This window comes from Pseudohalocynthiibacter aestuariivivens (assembly GCF_018457175.1).
Classification (GTDB): domain Bacteria; phylum Pseudomonadota; class Alphaproteobacteria; order Rhodobacterales; family Rhodobacteraceae; genus Pseudohalocynthiibacter; species Pseudohalocynthiibacter aestuariivivens.
The window spans coordinates 1-21,210 of sequence record NZ_JAGFNU010000019.1; the positions used below are offsets into that span (position 1 = coordinate 1).

General features: G+C 53.3%; 17 protein-coding genes, 1 tRNA gene and 1 pseudogene. 10 read left to right on the top strand and 9 right to left on the bottom strand.

Features of this window, described 5'->3' with window-relative positions:
* The 3 genes from J4E70_RS19745 to cpaB all read left to right on the top strand — a co-directional run.
* On the top strand, positions 1-170 hold a 170-nt coding region (locus tag J4E70_RS19745; RefSeq protein WP_425516556.1), incomplete at its 5' end, for a Flp family type IVb pilin.
* Positions 171-366: 196 nt separating this feature from the next.
* Positions 367-555 carry a hypothetical protein gene (locus J4E70_RS17960; protein WP_213891117.1) on the top strand — a complete coding sequence of 63 codons (189 nt, stop codon included), beginning with the start codon at positions 367-369 and terminating at the stop codon, positions 553-555.
* Between the two features lie 175 nt (positions 556-730).
* Positions 731-1,567, top strand: a complete 837-nt coding sequence (gene cpaB / locus J4E70_RS17965) for a Flp pilus assembly protein CpaB (protein ID WP_213891119.1) — start codon at positions 731-733, stop codon at positions 1,565-1,567.
* A gap of 71 nt (positions 1,568-1,638) precedes the next feature.
* Here the strand turns inward: cpaB and J4E70_RS17970 are convergent, their stop codons facing one another.
* The 4 genes from J4E70_RS17970 to J4E70_RS17985 form a co-directional block, all read right to left on the bottom strand.
* Positions 1,639-3,525 carry an acyl-CoA synthetase gene (locus J4E70_RS17970; protein WP_213891120.1) on the bottom strand — a complete coding sequence of 629 codons (1,887 nt, stop codon included), beginning with the start codon at positions 3,523-3,525 and terminating at the stop codon, positions 1,639-1,641.
* 102 nt (positions 3,526-3,627) lie between these two features.
* The gene (locus tag J4E70_RS17975) at positions 3,628-5,421 is read right to left on the bottom strand and encodes an ABC transporter transmembrane domain-containing protein (RefSeq protein ID WP_213891122.1); all 1,794 of its coding nucleotides are present in this window, start codon (positions 5,419-5,421) and stop codon (positions 3,628-3,630) included.
* Between the two features lie 345 nt (positions 5,422-5,766).
* Positions 5,767-5,840 (bottom strand) — tRNA-Gly (locus J4E70_RS17980).
* 299 nt (positions 5,841-6,139) lie between these two features.
* Positions 6,140-8,092: a BTAD domain-containing putative transcriptional regulator gene (locus tag J4E70_RS17985; RefSeq protein WP_213891124.1), complete on the bottom strand. Its 1,953-nt coding sequence runs from the start codon at positions 8,090-8,092 to the stop codon at positions 6,140-6,142.
* A 113-nt stretch (positions 8,093-8,205) separates the two neighbouring features.
* Here J4E70_RS17985 and J4E70_RS17990 point away from each other — a divergent pair, with 113 nt between their 5' ends.
* Together J4E70_RS17990 and J4E70_RS17995 are read left to right on the top strand one after the other, a co-directional pair.
* Complete coding sequence (locus J4E70_RS17990; protein WP_213891125.1) at positions 8,206-8,391, top strand: hypothetical protein; 186 nt, start codon at positions 8,206-8,208, stop codon at positions 8,389-8,391.
* Between the two features lie 243 nt (positions 8,392-8,634).
* Positions 8,635-9,162 (top strand): GNAT family N-acetyltransferase, encoded by a 528-nt coding sequence (locus tag J4E70_RS17995; RefSeq protein ID WP_213891127.1) that lies wholly within the window; start codon positions 8,635-8,637, stop codon positions 9,160-9,162.
* Between the two features lie 64 nt (positions 9,163-9,226).
* On the opposite strand, the gene J4E70_RS18000 is transcribed toward J4E70_RS17995, so the two are convergent.
* Positions 9,227-9,919 (bottom strand): IS6 family transposase, encoded by a 693-nt coding sequence (locus tag J4E70_RS18000; RefSeq protein WP_213891129.1) that lies wholly within the window; start codon positions 9,917-9,919, stop codon positions 9,227-9,229.
* A gap of 272 nt (positions 9,920-10,191) precedes the next feature.
* A complete protein-coding gene (locus tag J4E70_RS18005) occupies positions 10,192-12,711 on the bottom strand; it encodes an SH3 domain-containing protein (RefSeq protein ID WP_213891130.1) in 2,520 nt (839 codons plus the stop codon).
* A gap of 523 nt (positions 12,712-13,234) precedes the next feature.
* Between J4E70_RS18005 and J4E70_RS18010 the strand changes: the two genes are divergently transcribed.
* From J4E70_RS18010 to J4E70_RS18025, 4 genes are all read left to right on the top strand, one after another.
* On the top strand, positions 13,235-14,077 hold the full coding sequence (locus J4E70_RS18010; RefSeq protein ID WP_213891132.1) for a peptidyl-prolyl cis-trans isomerase: 843 nt from the start codon (positions 13,235-13,237) through the stop codon (positions 14,075-14,077).
* Positions 14,074-15,090, top strand: a complete 1,017-nt coding sequence (locus J4E70_RS18015) for a HupE/UreJ family protein (RefSeq protein ID WP_213891133.1) — start codon at positions 14,074-14,076, stop codon at positions 15,088-15,090. Before J4E70_RS18010 ends, J4E70_RS18015 begins: the two co-directional genes overlap by 4 nt.
* Before the next feature lie 465 nt (positions 15,091-15,555).
* Positions 15,556-17,511 carry a DUF3604 domain-containing protein gene (locus J4E70_RS18020; protein WP_246531850.1) on the top strand — a complete coding sequence of 652 codons (1,956 nt, stop codon included), beginning with the start codon at positions 15,556-15,558 and terminating at the stop codon, positions 17,509-17,511.
* A 27-nt stretch (positions 17,512-17,538) separates the two neighbouring features.
* On the top strand, positions 17,539-19,437 hold the full coding sequence (locus J4E70_RS18025) for a DUF3604 domain-containing protein (protein ID WP_213891135.1): 1,899 nt from the start codon (positions 17,539-17,541) through the stop codon (positions 19,435-19,437).
* Between the two features lie 217 nt (positions 19,438-19,654).
* Here J4E70_RS18025 and J4E70_RS18030 read toward each other — a convergent pair whose 3' ends face one another.
* The 3 genes from J4E70_RS18030 to J4E70_RS18040 all read right to left on the bottom strand — a co-directional run bounded on the left by J4E70_RS18030 (position 19,655) and on the right by J4E70_RS18040 (position 20,755).
* Positions 19,655-19,993, bottom strand: a complete 339-nt coding sequence (locus tag J4E70_RS18030) for a hypothetical protein (RefSeq protein WP_213891137.1) — start codon at positions 19,991-19,993, stop codon at positions 19,655-19,657.
* 108 nt (positions 19,994-20,101) lie between these two features.
* On the bottom strand, positions 20,102-20,383 hold the full coding sequence (locus J4E70_RS18035; protein WP_343229486.1) for a HupE/UreJ family protein: 282 nt from the start codon (positions 20,381-20,383) through the stop codon (positions 20,102-20,104).
* A gap of 24 nt (positions 20,384-20,407) precedes the next feature.
* Positions 20,408-20,755 (bottom strand): RT0821/Lpp0805 family surface protein, encoded by a 348-nt coding sequence (locus J4E70_RS18040; RefSeq protein WP_213891141.1) that lies wholly within the window; start codon positions 20,753-20,755, stop codon positions 20,408-20,410.
* Positions 20,756-21,039: 284 nt separating this feature from the next.
* On the opposite strand from J4E70_RS18040, the pseudogene J4E70_RS19450 reads away from it, so the two are divergent.
* Positions 21,040-21,163, top strand: a pseudogene (locus J4E70_RS19450) (IS6 family transposase); the annotation flags it as partial.
* Between the last annotated feature and the right edge of the window lie 47 nt (positions 21,164-21,210).

Below are 21,210 nucleotides of genomic sequence, written 5' to 3' on the forward strand. Positions count from 1 at the left end.
AAAACTTCGCAAAAGACGAATCCGGCGCAGTCACTGTTGACTGGGTTGTTCTGACCGCTGCCATCGTTGGCCTCGGTATCGCAATCATGACCACTGTTGGTGGTGCAACTGCGGATCTCGGTGACCTAATCTCTGGTAGCCTCGCAACTCAGGGCATCGCAACTTACTAAGTTGATACATAAGACATTGAAAGGCCGTGCTTCACTAGCGCGGCCTTTAATATTTTTTAAGAGCCTTTAGCAGATGAAATGCTTAATGAAACCCTGTTTTACCCAATAAATCGCCATATTTTAAAGCGATATCGCGTGTAAGCTGAGTGAAACTTAAGTGACCGAATGGCGGAAAACCCAGTTACTGGAGAACAATATGCAATTACGGATTGCAAAGTTCAAAGAGGAAGAGAGCGCCGCAGTCACTGTTGATTGGGTTGTGATAACTGCCGCAATTGTCGGCCTTTGCATTAGCGTCATGGTTGCCGTAGGGGCAGGCACAACCGACATGTCAGGTGATATTTCCGGTACGATCAGTTCTCAGGCCATCACCAATCGGTTCTGATCAACCCCTAAATTTTATTGCAAGATTTCTTGCAAAAACTGTTTAAAAACTTCGCCATAACATCATCCTTTGACCATCGTTTTGCCGTATTTGTTGGAAACAATAAGGGCAACAAAGGATCGAACAATCAGCTAAAAAAGCTGAGATCTAATATTGAGAGTGGAAAGGGTTCGCTATGCGGCTAATTTTTGGATTGGTCTTGATTTTGGGAATAGGCCTTGCTGGCTTTGCGGTCTATATGGCCAAAGGCTATATGGGTACCTACCAGGCAGAACTCGCACGTGAGCGGGCTGCGCGGGCTGCGATTGTTCCCACCGTGGATGTTTACGTTGTAACCCGCGAAATCAAATACGGAGAGCGCGTCACCGTTGAAGACCTGCGCGCCGTTAAGTGGCCTGAAACGGCTATCCCTGAGGGAACATTTCATACAATGGAAGAAATCTTCCCCGAAGGTGAAGCCAAGTATCGGACTGCCGTTCGCACGATCGAAAAAGACGAAGCTGTCATGCAATCTAAGCTGACGGAAACTGGCCAGATTGCTGGCATTACATCACGTCTTCAGCCTGGAATGCGCGCTTTCACGATTGACGTGGATGCCAGCACAGGTGTTTCGGGCTTCTTGCGCCCCGGTCACCGTGTTGACGTTTACTGGTCTGGCCAAAGCCAAAACCAGGAGGTCACAAAACTTATCGACTCTGGTATTGACGTTATCGCAATTGACCAATCTGCAAACGAAGAGCGCGAGAGCGCCCGTGTTGCACGGACCGTAACCGTACAAATCACGCCGCAACAGGTTGCATCACTCGCTCAGGCTCAAGCAACGGGCAGGCTCTCTCTTTCATTAGTTGGGAACAATGATGACACACTGGCGACAGCAATTGAGGTAGATCAGAACAGGCTGCTCGGCATCGTTGAACAACAGCGGGTTGAAGTCGAGCAGGAACGTGTTTGCACCATTCGCACGCGCAGAGGCGCCGAGGTTGTGGAAATTCCGATCACCTGTACAAACTGATCCTTTCCCTTCCCAGTAAAAAAAACGGGCGCTCAATCGAGCGCCCGTTTTTTATTCGTTTAAGGCCCGCGTTAATCCACCCACTCCCATGGCCTTGTGAAATTCCCAAGGCAGTGCAGAACAGCCTCTTCATCAACATGGTCCTTCCTACGCACACGCGCAACAAGACCTCTCTTTTTATCCTCGACGACCTCATCGATAGCTGCGGCCAGACCAAGTTGTTCCAACGCATCATCATAGACACGCGTGATCGCTCTTTTGCGCAAATCCGGTTTAAAGACTTTTCCAACAGCTGTTTTTGGCAGCTCTGTTAAAATCTCCACATGCTTAGGGTGCGCCGCGCGTTCGTGAATGTTTTCTTTTGCGAAGGCCCTCAGTTCTTCAACCGTAACGCTTGCACCGGCAACAAGCTCAACATAAGCGCATGGCAACTCACCTGCATGCGCATCTGGTTGCCCAATGGCACCAACAAAGCCAACAGCTGGATGCCCGGCCAGCGCCTCTTCAATCTCAGCCGGATCTATATTGTGCCCACCTCGAATAATAAGGTCTTTGGCGCGTCCGGTGATCCAAAGGTATCCATCCGCGTCCAGCCGCCCTAAATCACCCGTGCGCAAGAATTTTTCATCGTGAAACAAATCGAGGTTCTTTTCAGATTCCGTATAGGTAAACCCTGCGAAAACTCCGGGGTTACTTACGCAGATCTCACCGACTTCATCTATCTCGCATTCCACCGGGCCGTTCGCAGAATTCCGCACTATTTTCAAATCTGTATGCGGGAACGGCAAACCGACAGATCCGACTTTTTTCAATCCTGCCGGTGGGTTGCATGACACTAGACAGGTTGCTTCAGTCAATCCATAGCCTTCAACGATTTCAATGCCGGTCGCTTTTTCAAACCGATTAAACAGCTCGATCGGCAGAGGCGACGATCCGGAAAACGCAGTTTGCAGCGATGAAACATCCGCGTCTACCGGACGCTGCATCAAGGCTGACAATGCGGTCGGCACGGTGATGATAAAGGTCACTTTCCAACGCTCAACGAGTTTCCAGAAATTGTCAAAGACACCGTCACCGCGGTAACCGGCAGGTGTCGGAAAAACAACATGCGCTCCGGACGCGATCATCGACATCAGGATTGGATAGACTGCAAACACATGGAACAATGGAAGCGGGCAAATGATGGTGTCTGTTTCAGAGAAAAGAAGCGTATGCCCAAGCCAACCATTGTAAACCATGCCTGAATACTTGTGCTGCGCAACCTTCGGCATACCCGTTGTCCCGCCAGTGTGAAAATAAGCCGCGACACGATCTTCTGACTTGTCCTCAAAGTCCAAGGTCGTGTTTTGTTTTTCGACTTCTGCGTTAAAATTAAGAATCCTGGCTTTATGCTTTACAGGGTTCTTGGGGCGAATTAGTGGTACGATCCAGCTTTTCGGCGGGCTCAGATACCTCAGCAGGTCTACCTCAAGTACTGTTTCGACATTTGGTGCCATAGCCAAAGCTTCCGCTGCTTTTTGTGGCACGTCTGTTTTTGGGAAAGCTTTAAGCGTGACCAAAACCTTCACCTCGGTTTCACGCAATATTGCAGCAATTTGCTCGGGTTCCAGTAGTGGGTTGATTGGATTTACAATGCCCGCAATTCCGCCACCAAGTAGCGATTGAACCGTTTCAACCGCATTGGGAAGCAAGTAAGCGACGACATCGTTCTCACCGATACCCAAGCTCCGAAACAGATTTGCAGCCTGAACCGTTTTGCTGTGCAACTGGTTCCATGTCAGCGTTTCAGCTTTATCATTTGGACCAGATGTTATCTGGTAACTCACGGCATTGCGCGCACCGTATTTGTCTCTGGCATTCGTTACAAACTGATAGAGCGTTGTAGGAAGGTTCCTATCTTCCCACGCAGATTCATTCTCAATTGCATCACGATCCGCTTTGGTCGCAAATTTGCCCATAGGCTGTTTCCTCCCCTGTCCCGTTTCCTCTCCGGGTCCTGTATTCTTATCTCGAAGATGCGGGGATTTTTAACATCGTGCAAGAGTGACGCTGCGCGACTCCTATTCAGCGGCCAGACCTTCGGTGAATTGAAGCCGTGCCAGACGCGCATAAAGCCCCCCTTCTGCAACAAGATCGTCATGGCTGCCGCTCGCAACAATTTTACCCTGATCGAACACCAGAATGCGATCGGCCTTTTTAACTGTCGCCAGTCGGTGCGCCACAATCAACGTTGTCCGGGACGCAGACATTTCCTCTACCGCTTTTTGAACAGCGAGCTCGCTTTCTGAATCAAGCGCCGAAGTTGCCTCGTCCAATAGCAAGATGGCTGCATCGCGCAAAACAGCGCGAGCAATTGCGATACGCTGTTTCTGACCACCAGAAAGCATCACGCCACGCTCACCAACATAGCTGTCGTACCCATCCGGCAATGCCGTAAGAAAATCATGTGCTGCGGCCATTTTAGCTGCATTTTCCACTTCGGTGTCCGTTGCGTCGGGGCGCCCGAAGCGAATATTTTCCCGAGCTGTATCCGCAAATATCACCGGGTCCTGCGGAACCAGCGCCAGTACGCGGCGGAAATCGCTGCGTGCCATATCCTTTATTTTAACTCCGTCAATCCGGATTGCGCCTTGTTCCGGGTCATAAAACCGAAGCAAAAGCTGCAGGACCGTTGACTTTCCCGCACCTGACGGACCAACCAAAGCCACGGTCTCTCCTGGCTTAATCTCAACCGATATGCCGTTCAGGGCCGCCTGTTCCGGACGCGCCGGATAGTGGAAAGTCACTTCCTCAAATGTGATCGCTCCCTTAACATCCGCAGGCAAAGGAACGGGCGATGCTGGGTCAGTCACCTGATCTTCGGCGTTCAGAAGCTCAACAAGACGTTCTGTTGCACCTGCCGCCCGTAACAACTCTCCCCAAATTTCAGACAATGCCGCCACTGCACCAGAAACCAGAACCGCATAAATTACGAATTGCACAAGTGCTCCGGTGCTCATCTGGTCAGCACGTACATCACGCGCACCTATCCAAAGCACGCCAACGACACCGGAAAAAATCAGAAATATTACGATTACAGTCATAAGGGCACGCGTACCTATACGACTTTTCGCAGAATGGTACGCACGCTCTGTCACCTCCGAAAAACTCTCCCGTGTCTGAGTTTCGTGCGTGAACGCCTGTACCGTTTGAACCGACAGCAGAGCCTCCGATGCATTTCCGGAACTGGCGGCGATCCAGTCCTGATTGTCCCTGCTCAGACCGCGCAGCTTACGGCCGAGCACAATGATTGGCACAAGCACTGCTGGCACGATCAACAACACAAGACCGGTTAGTTTTGCGCTGGTTAAAAGCATCAAAACCATTCCTCCGAGGAAGATCAGAACATTCCTGAGGGCCACAGAAACGGAAGAGCCGATTACCGACAAAATCAATGTTGTATCTGTCGTGATCCGGGACAAAACTTCGCCGGTCATGATATTTTCATAGAAACCAGGGCTAAGCCCGATGACGCGCGCAAAGACAGCCTTTCGAATGTCAGCAACCACCCGTTCACCAAGCCGTGTCACCATGTAGTACCGCAGGCCCGTACCCAGCGCCAACAACCCGGCAATCGCAAGAGCCGCGAAAAAATATTTGTCGAGCAGGGAAAGATCGTCTGAGCCAAAACCGTCGATCACGCGACGCACCGCCAAAGGCATTGCCAAAGAAAGTCCGGCCGTCAAGACAAGCGCAAAACCCGCAAGCATCGCAAGGCCTTTGTAAGGTGTGATGAAAGGCAATAGCCCCGCTATCGGTCCAATTTTCTTGGATTTTGCACGCTCTTTTTCGCTGTGCACTTCGGGTGCTGCCATGGTCATTTTCCCTTTGCTCAAACAACGTCTTAGAACCCATGGGTCCAATCAACAAGACGATATGGTTAGAGTGCACCTTGAGAATGGAATGATGTTGAAAACGAAACCATGTTTCAGGACATGGGAGTCTGGCGGAGCGCAAAAATTCCACCTTTAATATCAAAAAGTTGAAACTGATCTTAACTCTGCTGCAAGGGGATTAGTTTTCTGGAGCGGGCGGCGGGAATCGAACCCGCGTCATTAGCTTGGAAGACTTGCGCGCAAATCCCTAATTTATCCTTAATTACAATAAGATGTGTAAGATAAGAAAGTGGTTTTGTAGGTAATATGTCGGAAAATAATTTTTGGAGCGGGCGGCGGGAATCGAACCCGCGTCATTAGCTTGGAAGGCTAAGGTCTTACCACTACACAACGCCCGCTCGTGCTCAGCAGTGCATAATCCACTGTATCAGCATGGTCAATAAGCACCTGTGAATTAATCGGCTTTTGAAAATAAAATCCTCTCGTGGCTGAGCTGCTAACCCAACTCCCATTGCTGCTTTATTGCCCAGAGCGGACATTCGTGTTGAGCGCAGCGGACGGCTGCTTTGAGCCCATAGTACCGCATGCTGCGACCCACATAAACGGCTGAGATGCTCAGGAAGCAGACGTTGCTGTGTGAATATCCGGCCCACTTTTTGATTATGATCAATGGCCTGTGATGCCGCGACGCAGCTCGTCAATCCTTTAACGCCGCCTCCAGCGATTCCCAGAATTTGTTTGCCACTTCCTCGGACTTGTATGGAAATATCGTAGAAAACTGATGCATGTTGAAATCAGGGCGCAATTCAAAAATTTTGTCCCGTGCTGCCAGAAAGCGGTCCTTCATTTCCAGCTTTCTGTAACACGCCGCCATATAGAGGTTTACGTAAAACGGGGGATTAGAAATGGCCTCAAATGCCGCCAATGCTTCTGCGTAGCGCCCCAACGTGTGCAGGCACCGCCCCTGAATATTCCAATACCAGTTTGGGTGATACGGGTTCAGCCTCATCGCTTCGCGAATTCGCCGCAAACTGTCTTCGGTTCGGTCGATGTAGAACAGGAATCGGGCATACTCGATCAACAGCAGATCGTCGTTAGGGTTCATCTGTAACCCAGATTCAAAATGAAACTGGGCCCGGTCATACTCCCTCCTAACCATATAACAAAAGCCCAAAGCACATTGCGCTTTGGAATCAAGGGGGTCTAGTCGGGCGGCTTTTTGGGCCCAGTCCATCGCCTCGGTCACGTCATTATTCACACGATAATTCCAACTGCGATAGGCACTTGCCAAAGCACCCAACCCGTAGGCCCGCCCATAATTGGGGTCCAGATCAATGGCGCTCTGAAAACTGGCGATAGCCGCATTCACCCCGTCTTCATCATTGCGGTTCATCTGCTGGGTCCCGCGCATGACCAGTTCGTATGCCTTCAGGTCTTCGGGTCTGCGATTGGGTGGGCTGTGGCCACCAACCGATGTGATCCGCCCGATTACCGTGCTGGATACGGTTCGGGCGATTTGCGTCTGAATATCGAAAATATCGTCAAGCTTTCGATCAAACCGTTCCGCCCAGATTTCCTGTCCATCCACGCAGCGCAGCAGATGGGTTGTGACTCTGACATTGTCCGCCGCCAGTCGAATTGAGCCGCCCAGTAAAAACTGCACACCCAACTTGGCACCGGTTTCGGTAACATTAGTAATATCATCGCGAAACTGAAACGAAGACTGGCGGGCCACAACGAACAGATCGGCCTCGCGCGACAGTTCAATGATCAGGTCCTCGGCAATGCCTTCACCGAAAAAGGCCGCATCTTCCGCAGCACTTAAGACACGGAAAGGCAACACTGCCAGCGACACTTTGCCCGGCGCAATAGGTGTGCTTTTGGCATCAGTCGCCACCGAGATTTCGGCGCTTGGAACATCACCGCTGCGCCGCCGCTTGCGTATGTCGCTTGCCAATTCGCGTGTCGGCGTGTCTGGCTGTACTCCCAGTTCCAATTGCAACAGCGCGCCCAGCTTTTCATACTGCTTTAGCGCGGCGTCAAACCGCCCCTGAGCGGCCAAGATCGTCATCACGGCGCGATGAATATGTTCTTGCAATGGATCAATCTCGATCATCCGCGTGGCGATTGCCAGCGCGTCGCCATGCTCACCCACTGCAGTACGTGCGTCCAACTCCTGACGCAGATAATCCAGCAATTTGGTCCGCATCACCCGACGCTCGGTTTCTAGCCAGCGGTCAAATTCCGGCGACACATCTGACAGGCCCTCGGCCAGATCACCGGTATAGAGGTCAATTTTTTCATCGACGGGGATTTTGCCGTCAGCTTCAAAACTATCTACATCAATGAAATCTGACGATCCGCGAACCGATATTGCCGATGGGCTCGAGTTAATGAAGTTCGCCCCCTCTGATCTCAGTGACTTCCGCAGTTGGCTTAACGTCTGCCGCAAGCTGGCACGTGCCTGCTCCTCACCACTATCCGGCCACAGCAGCCCACAAATTGTTTCACGCGGCACATCTGTTCCTGCGCGTCGACACAAGTACAGCAACAATGCCCGCGCCTTCTTTCTGTTCAGCAAAACCTCTTTGCCAGCAGATACGACCCGGATCGGGCCAAACAATCGAACCATGATTTTTTGGTCAGACATTTTGTTCAAGTGTGATTCCGCAAATTACGTTTTGATAACGGCCGCAGGAATGCACGGCTCACAGCCGCACAGTAGCGTCAAAGCATCAAAACACAAACCGCCAGGAGGCACCAATGTTCGACGTAAACCCAACCGCCTTGAAATTTCACCACGCTGATCTGGAGCGTTCCGTCAGAAATGCCCGCGAACCACGTGAAATTCGCCGCTCACCTCGCTATAGCACCACAGTTGCGGTAATTATCTCTCTGGTCGTTCTGATGATTGCCCTGCCAACGGTATTTCCTGCGATCGGCGCATAAATGTGGATATCAAATGGACCCGCCTCTGTGCGGGTCGTCATGGGCGGGAAGCCGCAGCCAGACGTGCAACACTGAATGCGGTCATTCGAGAACGCGCAGCGAAAGGTCACTTTGTCCCGCACAGGAGACATTGGTGCAGACGGCAGCGAACGGCAGCTTGGAGTCCAGAGCGGACTCATCTTGCAATGTCGTACTAGATAATTTTCAATCTGGCTTTTGGCTGCAACTGACCGGAGGCCGAACGTGACGAAAAAATGGATGATCCGCGAAACCACATCGGGAGATATTGCGCAGGTTCTATCTCTCTATCCGCTGGCCTTCCCAGAGGAGGAGCTAAGACCAGTCGTTTTGGCACTTCTAAAAGACGGGTCGGATGTCCTTTCGCTGGCAGGTTTTGACGGGGATGCATTGGTTGCGCATGTCCTCTTCACCATTTGTGAGACTGAAGAGTTGGATCGAACCGGTTCGCTTCTCGCGCCTCTCGGCGTGATACCATTGCTTCAGCGGCGGCGTTTGGGCAGTTCACTTGTCCGCGCCGGGCTGGAACGGTTGGAGAAGAGGGGGATCAAGCAGGTCTTCGTTCTCGGCGATCCGGCTTATTACCAGCGTCTTGGCTTTTCGCCTGAACGGCAAGTGTTGACCCCTTATGCTATTCCCGAAGAATGGGCGGATGACTGGCAATCTATACAGCTGGCGGCACAGGCTCCGCTCGCTCCAGGGCGACTGGCGCTGCCTGAGCCATGGATGAATCCGGTCCTATGGGAACTGTGATCAGGGCGCAAACGGCTTTGTCACGTTAACTCGGACAGGCCTGTTAAATCGAATCGATCGGAATTCAAGCTGAAACAATTTGATGCCATTCGGCAAATGACTTTGAGCGTATTTGGCGGAGATTTGGGCGAGAAATCAGGTGACGTTGTAAATTGAAATGGTTGTAGATGGCATCGTGGACAGACAGAAAACATTGCATCGAGCCGGGCGATTTGAACCGGCCCATTCGGCGTTCTCGTCGGCGCGCCGGTTGATGTGAAACCTCTGCCCGATTTTTCAATCGGCCACCCGTGACATGAAGATGCTCCAGGCCAAGTTCCCGAAGTGCCGCAGAATATGAACCCAGCTTGTCGGTGACAATCTCATCCGGAATGTATCCCTGCTTTTTCAGTAGTTTCCGCATAAGTTTAAGGGCCGCGCGTTTGTTTCGGCGAGATTGAGCGAGGACTTCAAGAACCTCACCTTCGTCGTCAACGGCTCGCCAGAGATATGTCCGCTTGCCAGCAATGCGAACGAACACTTCATCAAGATGCCAGGTTCCCGAAGGTCGAGCCCTGCGGGATCTGATGTTGGCAGCAATCGCCGGGCCGAATTTCAAAATCCATCGGCGGATCGTTTCATAGCTGACCTCGATGCCACGTTCCGCCAGCATTTCTTCCACATCCCGAAAGCTCAGCGGAAAGCGGAAATAGAGCCAAACCGAACGATGGATGACTGCAGATGGAAATCGGTGGCGGGAATAGGAAATCTTGCTCATTCACCCGCAATAGCCTGTTCGCGCAAGATCGTCGATTTAACGTGTCAATGCCGTCGCAAGGCTGATCGTCGAGTTAATGTGTCAATGCCTACAATTGGTCGAACGACTTCATTGAAGCCGGTAAGAAACGGCTGGCCGGTGATACAGCCCGTCAGGCGACGTCCAGCGAAGTCACCAGCCTGAAGCGTGAGGCCTTTGGGAACGGTACGGGTTCAGCTTACTTTGTCACGCTATTTGACCCGAGGATCGGTTTCCACTTCACAGATCGTGATCTAACGACGCCTTGGTCGGGCACCACCAGCAGGGCGATAAACCCGCCCTACGTTTGATCTGTTGACGTTCTGGGAAATCGATCGCTCATTGGCGACTCCTCGATTTCGATAATCGCGATTGACATGCCTTGGAACAGGCGTGTGCACACGCGGGGTCGTCGGTCGCTGAACGCGGTTCGTCGGATTCACCCTTTGGGTCGGATTGTTCCGGATTGTTCCGGGAGTACGTTCGCTCAAGCGCGGGCGCGTCGGAGCAATCACGCCGCGTTCAGGCCGTTGCACATTTCCCCAGCCGCTGTCGTTCCAGCGTTGCCATTCCCCGTTGGACCGGCGGTAAACATTTCCGTCGCGTCCCGCATAGACGTTGCCGCGCCGTCCATATGCAACCGCACCCTGCCCGCGAGAGCTTTCCCACCGAGCACCGGTTCTCAAGTTCCCCTGACGCGCATTAACGTTCAGATAATCCGCGCCACGGCGCACTGTTGCCTGGCCCCAGCGACCATAGACATCGGAACCGCCGCGCGCGATAGCCCGGGTTCCGGTTCTCGGGTTCACGGCGCTGACGTAGCCACCGGACTTGACTGGTCCTTCGTAACGTGCGGCGCGTACATAACGCCCGGTTGATGGGTTCCACAAGGTTCGCGCCTGAATTCCACGATAGGGGCCATAGGCATAGCCATATCGGCCAAAAGTGCCAATCGCGGGATTGTAATAGGCCGCGCTCCCAAAGCTGACCGGACGTGGATAGTAAATCGGACGGTGCGGATGGTGGTGCCAATACGGCGGATAATACCAGCCGCTGCCATGCACGAACACGCCCCAGGCCATGAACCCAAACAGATAACCCGCAGTGTAGCCAACGCTTACATTTCCGTCATCGTCGCTGTCGTAGACATGCACATACGTCACATTGTGGACCGGTGACGACGGCGGAATTTCATAGATCGCCTCAGGGACGTTCGTAGCCACACTCCACGGACCCTGGGGGCCGTCGGATTCAAACCAGACACCATCGATCACCACGAAATATCGGCCATTCACATCGATCACCGGGTCGCCAGTGTTGACCGAATAGTTCAGGTCAGTTCCCTCGATGGGCTCGAATGCAGGTTCTCCGCCGTATTCTATGACCGGCGCATCAATCTCGTTGATATTGATGCGGGCAACTTCGGGAATCGAGGCACGCAGTCTGGCTTCGTTCGCCTCGGACGTTCCGGGCACAGATGCGCGGACGGTATAGTAAGGCTTGTCGGCCGGGATAAACTGAAAATCGACCGGCAAGTCGGGCGTCGCAAAATCCCAAGGGCCGTCCGGATATGACGTGCTGAACCACCGACCGGAAACGAGGTAATACCACACCCCGGTGGATTTCAGGCGAAACAGGTCGGATTCGGTGTTCGATGCCCATTCCAAGTCTCCGCCGGGGACATCCTCGTATACCGGGGAGCCATCAAACAAAATCAGTTCGGCCAGCATGTCACTGACAAATATTGTCGGCGCGCCTGCGTCATAGGCGGTGGGCGGAACAGAGGCGCGCGCATCCACCCAATTGCCGTCGTCGGGAAGCGATGAAAGCGCCTCGGGCAATTCGGTGACTTCGCGCCATTCGCCATCAATATCCAGCGCGCTCAGCCACGTCTTTTCGTCTCGCAGCCATAGGATGTCATTTGCCCTGAACAAATCCCAGTTCGTATTCAAAGCGAACTCCAGCCCAACCACTCCGCGCACCGGAGCGAAAATTGCCGGCCCGTCGGTCTGAACCAGCTTAGCTGGCGTGATCGAGTAATAGATAACTGGAGGATCGGCTCTTACGCCTTCGACATCCGAAACCTGATTGTAATTCGCCAGGCCGGCCACAATGCGCTCTTGACGAACTTCGATCGGGGCAGTGGGCAACAGGCCGCCCAGGCCCAGCGACAATTTAGAAATCTGGTCACGTTCGAGTGAGGCAAAGTCGACCTGAGTTAACGAGATGTTGGACAGGATAATCGAGTTTCGCGTACTGTCGCGGACTGTGTCCGCCCTTAGTCCGATGACGCCGAATATCGGGCTTGCCTCTTCATTCGCGTGAAATTCTGCGGCAATCACAGCGTCGAGCGTGCGAAAATCTGTCCACTCGCTGAACTGAGGTTCGTGAAGAACGATAAAGTTGCCATCCGCGCCAACATCATATGCCCTGGGCCACCCCAGTTTATCCTCGGATGGAACTTCCTGAATATATCGGCCACTGACGAACCCGTTCTGACCATCCGCTTCTATCGCACACCAGCTTCCGGAATCCGTGCATTGCAGAACTTCGATCGAGGAACCTTCGTCAAGCGTTCCAATTCTTGGGTATGAAGTTCCCGGTCCCTCGCGGAAATTCACATTGGCCGACGTAATCGCTGGCACGGCAAGAACAGAGGTCGTGGTCATAGCGGTTACGATAGCCCCACCGATCACATTGCGAAATGATCCTTGTCGAATCCAACCTTTCCGTGTCGGGTCGGCGCGGTGTGAATTATTTTTGGGGAAATCCATTCTTTTGTCTATCCTTTGAACTAACGTTTCAGCGATAGTCTCAGTTCTGTTGTTAACACAGGAGGTTAAGTTCGGGTAAGCCAATTTCAGCACCTTTGGAACATTGTTTACCCAGCTCGCGCTGTACCCGAGCATTACTCACCACAACTTCATCCCGTCGAACCCGTTACCAACGCGCGGTTGCACCTTTGATCGGACCGCTGAATCGCAGCGTCAGATCGCGACCGGCGGCAATTCGTTCGCTCTCAAGTGACGATATCCTATACTGACGGACAGATTTTGATTGATTGGTGGTGTCAGAGCAATTTGTAGCGGTCGCAGTTTCTCGAAAATCGCGTTCACCTATGCCGAACAAAGTTGGCGCCACTCGGTGAGAGCGGCGGTCCGGTTGAGCTTGAAATTGGCCCCGTAGTGTCTGTCATAAATCGGTCTTGTCATCGGCTTGACCTTTCAATCCTGATCGCAATAGATTGCTGACCGTACATTCCTCAGGAATCCCGTAATTCCCTAAAAAGTGAGCACTATGATGCAGCGCGTCCTTAAAGAACCAATTCTGCACTTTCTGGCGATCGGGGTTGCCCTTTTCGGACTGTTCTATGCGATCGACGACAGCCCGCCTGACCGGAGCCCTTTAGAGATCGTCGTTTCCGAGCAGGTAACGGAACGTCTGATGGCACAGTTTCACGCCTCCTGGCGCAGAGCCCCTACGCCCGAGGAAGTGGCAGGGTTGATCGACGTTTGGGTGGACGAAGAAATCATGGTCCGCGAAGCAAGAGCATTTTCACTAGATCAAGGCGACACAGTGATACGACAGCGGCTTCAGCAGAAGATGCAGTTCATCGCCAAATCCGCAGCGGCGGCAATTCAGCCAAACGACGAGGACCTCAGGGCATTCTTTGAGCAGAACAAAATTAGCTACGCCTCCACTAGCTCAATCAGTTTTGAACAGATTTTCCTTGGTCGGACGCCGGATAGGGAAGCCACCCAACAGGTGATCGCCGACCTCGCTGCGGGCGCGGATCCGGCGACTCTAGGACAGGCCAGCCTGATGCCGCAAATATTTTCCAACATGGGTCAACAGAATACAGACGGAACCCTCGGACCCGGAGTTTACACAGCCCTGAGTGGGCTGGGAACCGGGCATTGGGATGGCCCGATACAGACGGGTTACGGGTATCATGTCATGCGCGTCATCAGCATCTCGCCGGGCGAGGTGCCGCAGTTCGAAGACGTGCGCGACCGCGTTGAGATTGACTGGCGGGCAGACGTTGAACAGTCTCTGATCGCAAAACAGATTGAGACGATACGCACGCGCTACTCAGTCCGCAGACCGGCTCTCGAACAGATACGGGCGGTGCTGGAATGACGCGGTTTTGTCTGCTTATTGCTGCGCTTGCGTTTCTATGTGGGAGCGTCACGCAATCACGGGCGCACGCATTGGAACCAGGATATCTGGAGATATCCGCGCTGTCTGACACAACGTGGCGCGTATTCTGGAGTAGGCCGGACGTAGACGGGCGCGCCATGGACATCCAAGCTGTCCTGCCGGCAGATTGCGCGCCCCGCTCAGGCCCCGCACCGACCTTCAGCAACGCCGCGTGGACCAGTGGTTGGATCGCAGTTTGCACCAGCGGCATGACCAGTGGGCCACTTACAATCGAAAAGCTGGAACAGACGCGTACCGATGTGCTGGTGCGCTACGAAATCTTTCCGGGGGAAATGCGCACGAGCAGACTGACCCCTGATCAGACAGGATTCATCATCGAAGGCGAGACCGGCTGGAAAAGTGTTCTGGTGGCCTATGTACCGCTGGGCTTCGAACATATTCTGAGCGGGGTCGACCATCTGCTTTTTGTTTTCGCCCTTCTGCTGCTCATCTCAGACGGCTGGCGGCTGGTTGGTGCCATCACGGCATTCACCGTGGCTCATAGTCTGACTCTGGCCGCGGCAACACTTGGTCTGGTCACGTTGCCGCCGGCACCGGTTGAGGCGGTGATTGCGCTTTCGATAGTGTTTCTGGCGTCGGAGCTATTGCTGCGTGGGAAGGGCGCGCCGCGCCTTTCGGAACTCTATCCCTGGGCGATATCCTTTTCGTTCGGCCTTCTGCATGGCTTTGGTTTCGCAGGAGCCCTGAGCGAGATCGGCCTGCCGCAGTGGGACATTCCGCTGGCGCTCCTTTCCTTCAACCTGGGGGTCGAAATCGGACAGCTCGGATTTGTCGCCCTTGTGTTTGCCGTAGGCTGGGCTGCAAAGCGCGTTTCAGGCTACCCGCTGCACGCTATTACAACACCGCAAACGCCAGCTTCAGCCGTGGTAGCCTATGCAATAGGCGGAGTTTCCGCATACTGGCTTGTCGATCGCGTAGCGGGATTTTTCTAGAATTTTAAGCGGAGTTTGGAAATACTGCTGAGGCAAACTTGCCGCCAGAGTTTCCATCGATGGACAGGTTGTCCCGGCCAAATATTTTATTGCGGGACAGCGAACCGTGAATTTTTTTTAAATCAATTACATGTCAAACATTAATAACTACAGATGAGAGAGGGATTTATTTGCTAACCTTTTTGCGAACTAGCCTTCACGCCGCATGACACGGATCAAAATTCACAGAGGCAACATTGGATATTGTTCAATCGCTATACATTTCACCCGTGCCTTCAAACGCTGGGCCGGACAGACGCCGGAATCTTACAGGACTAATTTGCTCCTTATAAACTGATTCACTAATAAATTGATGCATGGCGCAAGATGGTAATTGCACCGCTCAGAAATATGGCGCAAGATGGTAATTGCACCGCTCAGAAATGATGCCAGTATGTAAAGGAAAATTTGAAGGGGGAAACGAAAATGTCGAGATTTGCATTTGGGCGCGGGATGAGCCTGTTTGGTGGAATGAGTTTGCTAGTTTGTGGCCTAGTTGTATGCGCAGTTCCAGCGATGGCCCAGTTCGTGCCGCCAGAAGAAGCGCTTGTCGACCTTTATCCCGGCAAGGCATATTCTCCATACGCCAACCGCGGATTTCCCTCAAATGTGTACTGGGGCGACACGCACCTGCACACCGGGCTGTCGCCTGACGCTGGACTGTTTGGCAACACAACAGGACTGGACGAAGCGTATCAATTCGCGCGCGGCGATCAGGTCATGGCCTCGTCAGGGCAGCCCGCGCGCCTTGCCAGACCGCTCGACTGGCTGGTTCTGACCGACCATTCCGATGCGATGGGGCTTATCTCGGACATCTTCGCCGGTGTTCCCGCCGTCATGGCAACAGAGCAGGGCGCGCGGTGGAACCGCGCGCTGAGCGTCGGCGGCGAAGAAGCCGCAGCCGCAGCTCTGGATCTGATTGCCAACTTCTCGCAAGGCACGTTGGAGCAGGCATTGATCGAGAACTACATGCCCGGATCGGCCGGATATGCCTCGGTCTGGCATTCGATAGTCGATGCTGCCGAACGCTACAACGAACCGGGACGCTTTACCGCCTTTATCGGCTATGAATGGACGAGTGTGCCGCTGGGCAACAACATGCACCGCAACGTCGTTTTGCGCGATGGCGGCAACATGGCGAAAATGGTAGAGCCGATGGTGACCATCCCGCCCTTCGGCAGCCCAGATGTGCTGGAACTCTATGATTGGCTCGATGCATACGAGGCCAAGACCGGCGGCAGAGCCTTCGCGCTGGCTCATAATGGCAACATATCAAACGGGCGCATGTTCCCAACCGACATCCGCTTCGATGGGTCATCTGTTGACGAGACATACGTTCAGCGCCGCGCCCGGTGGGAGCCGCTTTACGAGTACACCCAGATCAAGGGAGATGGTGAGTCGCACCCTTTCCTGTCGCCTGATGATGAGTTTGCCGACTACGAAACGTGGGATGCAGGCAACCTTGATCTGAGCGAGGCCAAAACCAATGACATGCTCGAGCGGGAATATGCCCGATCTGCCCTGAAAATCGGTCTGGCGCTGGAAGAGACGTTCGGCACCAACCCCTACAAGTTCGGGGCGGTCGGATCGACCGATGCGCACACGTCGCTTTCCGCCGTCGAGGAAGACAACTATTTCGGCAAATCAACAATCGTGGAACCGCGCCCCGGTCGTTGGGACCACCCGTTTACCGAAACAGAGAATGGTGTCTACGAAGGGTGGGAGCTTGTCGCGTCCGGCTATACCGGCGTCTGGGCGATGGAAAACACCCGCGCGTCGATTTGGGACGCCATGGCACGCAAGGAAACCTATGCCACCACCGGGCCGCGGATGACCGTCCGCTTTTTTGGCGGTTGGGAGTTTGAAGATGCTGATCTCAACAGCCGCCAACCCGCTTTCCGCGGGTATGAAAAGGGAGTGCCCATGGGCGGTGATTTGCGCGCAAAATCCGGCGATGCGCCCAGCTTCATGGTCTATGCGCTGCGCGATCCGATCGGGGCCAACCTTGACCGTATCCAGATCGTCAAAGGCTGGATCAACGCCGATGGCAGCCTGGACGAGAAAGTCTATGACGTTGCCTGGTCGGACGACCGCACCATTGGCGATGATGGCAAGCTTCCGGCCGTTGGAAACACGGTGGATATTGCATCGGCCAACTGGACCAACACCATTGGTGCGGCGGAACTGGGCACGGTGTGGACAGACCCCGAATTCGATCCTGCACAAAGGGCCTTTTACTACGCCCGGGTACTGGAAATTCCGACGCCCCGCTGGGTCGTCTATGACGCCTTCCGCTATGGTCTGGAGTTGCCCGAAGAGGCCGAAGCAACGGCGCAGGAGCGCGCCTATACCTCGCCGATCTGGTACGAACCGACGCAATAAGACAATGCAATTGGACGGAGAATTATTATGAAGAATACAATGACCGTGCTGTTAGCAGGAGTTTGTTCGACTGCAATGATGTCAGGTGCTTTGGCACAGGAATCCTTTGGGGACACCGCAGTAACCAACCTAGTCAAGCCTAGTTATTCACCCTACGCGGGTCGCAATTTTCCAACACGCCCATTGTGGGGGGACAATCACCTGCACACAGCGCTGTCATTGGATGCCCGAGCGGCGGGCGTCATTTTAACCCATGACGATGCTTATCGGTTTGCCAAGGGCGAAGAGATTACGACATCAAATGGCGTACAGACAAGGATTGGTCAGCCATTGGATTGGTTGGCAATAACTGATCACTCGGATGCCATGGGCGCGATGAACGAAGTTGTTGCGGGCAATCCAATGCTCATGCAGGACGAGATAGTCCGTGAGTGGAGCCGCCGCATCAATCTTGGGGGCCAGGAAGCTCTTGCGGCAGGGTACGAGATCGTAGAGTCTTTTACCGCAGGAAATACGCCCGAAGTCATGCTTTCGCCTGATTTTCAACGCCAAATCTGGGAAGGTGTTATCGAGACAGCGGAAGCTCATAATGAACCGGGATCATTTACGGCGATGATCGGTTTTGAATGGACATCCGGAGATGGTGGCTACAATTTGCATCGAAATGTGTTTTTTCGGGACGATGCTGACAAGCTAAGCCAGATTTTGCCGCTGACAGTTGCCCAAAGAGGCGCAAACCCGGAGCGCCTATGGGATTGGCTTGGTGAATACGAAGATTCAACGGGCGGACGAGCAATGGCTGTCGCTCACAACGGCAACTTGTCAAACGGCCTTATGTTTCCAGACATAAACCCTGAGACTGGTAAACCTATTACCTTAGAATACGCACAAACTCGCGCCCGTTGGGAGCCGCTTTATGAGACTACGCAGATCAAGGGGGATGGTGAAGCACATCCATTCCTGTCTCCGAATGATGAATTTGCGGACTATGAAACTTGGGATGTTGGAAACCTTGGGCCGATTGTCAAAGAAGACGATATGCTTCAGTACGAATACACGAGGGAAGCGCTTAAAAACGGATTGAGGCATGAAGCAGTCCTTGGCGTGAATCCGTTCAAAATTGGATTGATCGGTGCCACCGACGCGCACACCGGATTGGCAACTGCAGAAGAGAACAACTTCTTTGGAAAACACTCCATGACGGAGCCAAATCCCAACCGAATGACCGAGGATGTGGGACACTTTCCACCTGTAACTTGGCCGGGTTGGTATCAAGCCGCATCCGGATATACGGCTGTATGGGCAACCGAGAACACGCGCAAAGCGATATTTGATGCAATGCAGCGACGTGAAGTCTATGCGACGACAGGCCCACGTATGACTGTTCGTTTCTTCGGTGGGTATGACTATGTCGCCAGTGATGCAGCCAGTCGTTTGCCTGCGAACGAGGGGTATGCCAAAGGCGTGCCAATGGGCGGTGATCTTGCCGCGGCCCCAGAAGGAAAATCCCCGACGTTTTTGGTCGGGGCGCTCAAAGACAGCTACAGTGGAAATCTGGATCGTATTCAGATTGTTAAGGGCTGGTTGAACGCCGACGGCACTACGGCAGAACAAGTTTATGACGTTGCATGTGGTGGTCGTGCGGTTGTTGATCACAAATGCGATGGCGCGGTGGGGAACACTGTAGACGTGCCCAACGCGACCTGGACCAACTCCATCGGCTCGCCCGAGTTGATCACGGTTTGGACTGATCCCGATTTCGACCCTGCGTTGCGTGCTGTTTACTATGCGCGTGTGATCGAAATTCCGACGCCTCGCTGGACAGCCTATGAAGCGAAGTATTTTGAAATCGAAGCCCCGGCTGAAGCGCCGATGATAACGCAAGAACGCGCCTACACCTCGCCAATCTGGTACACACCTGGTTAACCAAAAAACACAATCTCCAAGCCCGCATTCGACCTTGCGGGCTTGGATAAGAAATCCCTGAGTGCAGCCAAAGATAAACCAAGCGCTTCATAAAGTTTGAACTCTTGAACTTGAGGGACGTCCACCAAGCACCCATCGAGCCTGGGCCGATATCCTAAGGCTGGCGCGTAATGGTAATTGCCCTCAATCGGGTTTGGAAACTAGCCTCACAAACAAATTAACAGGTGACTTCCCCCATGAGAAAAATCAAACAAGCTTGTGCCGTTCTTGCCTTTGCGGTGGCTGCCCCCGCTTTTGCCGCTAACGATGATGTGCTGCCGTCAAGTACGGATGAAATTACCAAATATCGGAATGCCGGGGATTGACGGTTCACCAGAACCTGACCCGGAAAACCTGCTTTATTTCGCGTGCGGGCGAAAACGGCGGGATAATCTAGATGGGCCTGACGAAAGATGAAGACTACGGCTATGGCGGCATTTTCTCCAAGAATATGGAGATCGAAGAGGGGATCAAGGAAATCGCCGTTCTGGTGAACGACAATATCTATACTGGCCATGCCAAGGGTGTAACCCACAGCCTGAAAGACGGGTACAAAGGTGGCTATGTCCTGTCGCAGTCAAAACAGTTCGCGAAAGATCGGCGCCGCTTAAGTGGATTGGCGGCGTCAGATAAATCCAGACAAACGATCCAGAAACCAATAGGCCGACACGCCCCCGATGGCATAGGCCATCGTACGTGCGCCGGTTGCGCCTGCTGTATTGAGAACAGCTAGAACAGCGGGACTTACGCGTTTCAGAACCAACGCCAGTGCCATCACGACGACAACAAACGCGATCTGTCCGACTTCTACACCAAGGTTGAACGACAGCAATGCCATGGAAATCTCGCCTTGTGGTATCCTGATCTCTTGCAACGCCTCCCATACCTTTGATGAGACGTTCGCCAAAAAGCAATCAATTCTGGCTTGTGATCACGACAGTTGCCAAGTTCCATCTGCGGTCTGGCATCGTCGGAAATTAATTTGCTGCTGACTTCTTTTGCTGGTTTGGAATATGTGGCGAAGAACAACACAATTTCTTTCGATCCCAACGATCTCAACCGCCCCACGAGCCCCGGTGTTCGCGTTTTCCCATTCAGTCGCGTCTCCGATCTGTTTTCCCGTGCTTTTGTAAAGGCTAGCGGCCTCCTCGGTCATAAGGTCAATATCTTGTTGCACTAGGCCGGTATCCCTAAGCATTCTGGCAATCGATTCAGCCTGAACCGGGCTGCAGACTAGTGCAGCAACAAACAGAGCGACGGCACACATCAGACGTGACATCCCAGTTTCCGAAAAAAATATTGTGCACGATCTATTAGCGGCTTCAGAACAACGTGTTTCCTTTTTCAAGTAAGGGGGAACGCGGTTGAATTTGCTGTCCAACCGGTCTCGGAAGAAAAGCACCGGGGCATATGTTTGTGAAAGCACCTCTTCTGGTAAAGGCAGGGAAATTTGTGAAAGGGGGGGCAAGGGAGCTGACCAAGGTAGTTTCGTTGCGTCTCGTGTTTCGTTGCGTCTAGTCATGAGCTAACGCCTCTCCTTAGTAGTTTCAAACACACCCTGAGATCATCCGCTGGGCAGTGATGATGTACATCCGTTTTCCGGTTTGTTCCAGCAATATCGAAGATACTCCTACACGTGCGCGGAATCGGCGTGAGTCACGATTCAATCCGCTTTCCCGGTAACCGTGAGGTCGGAGATTCCCGCCGAGAACCTTCTTCAACCGCGCTGGAAAA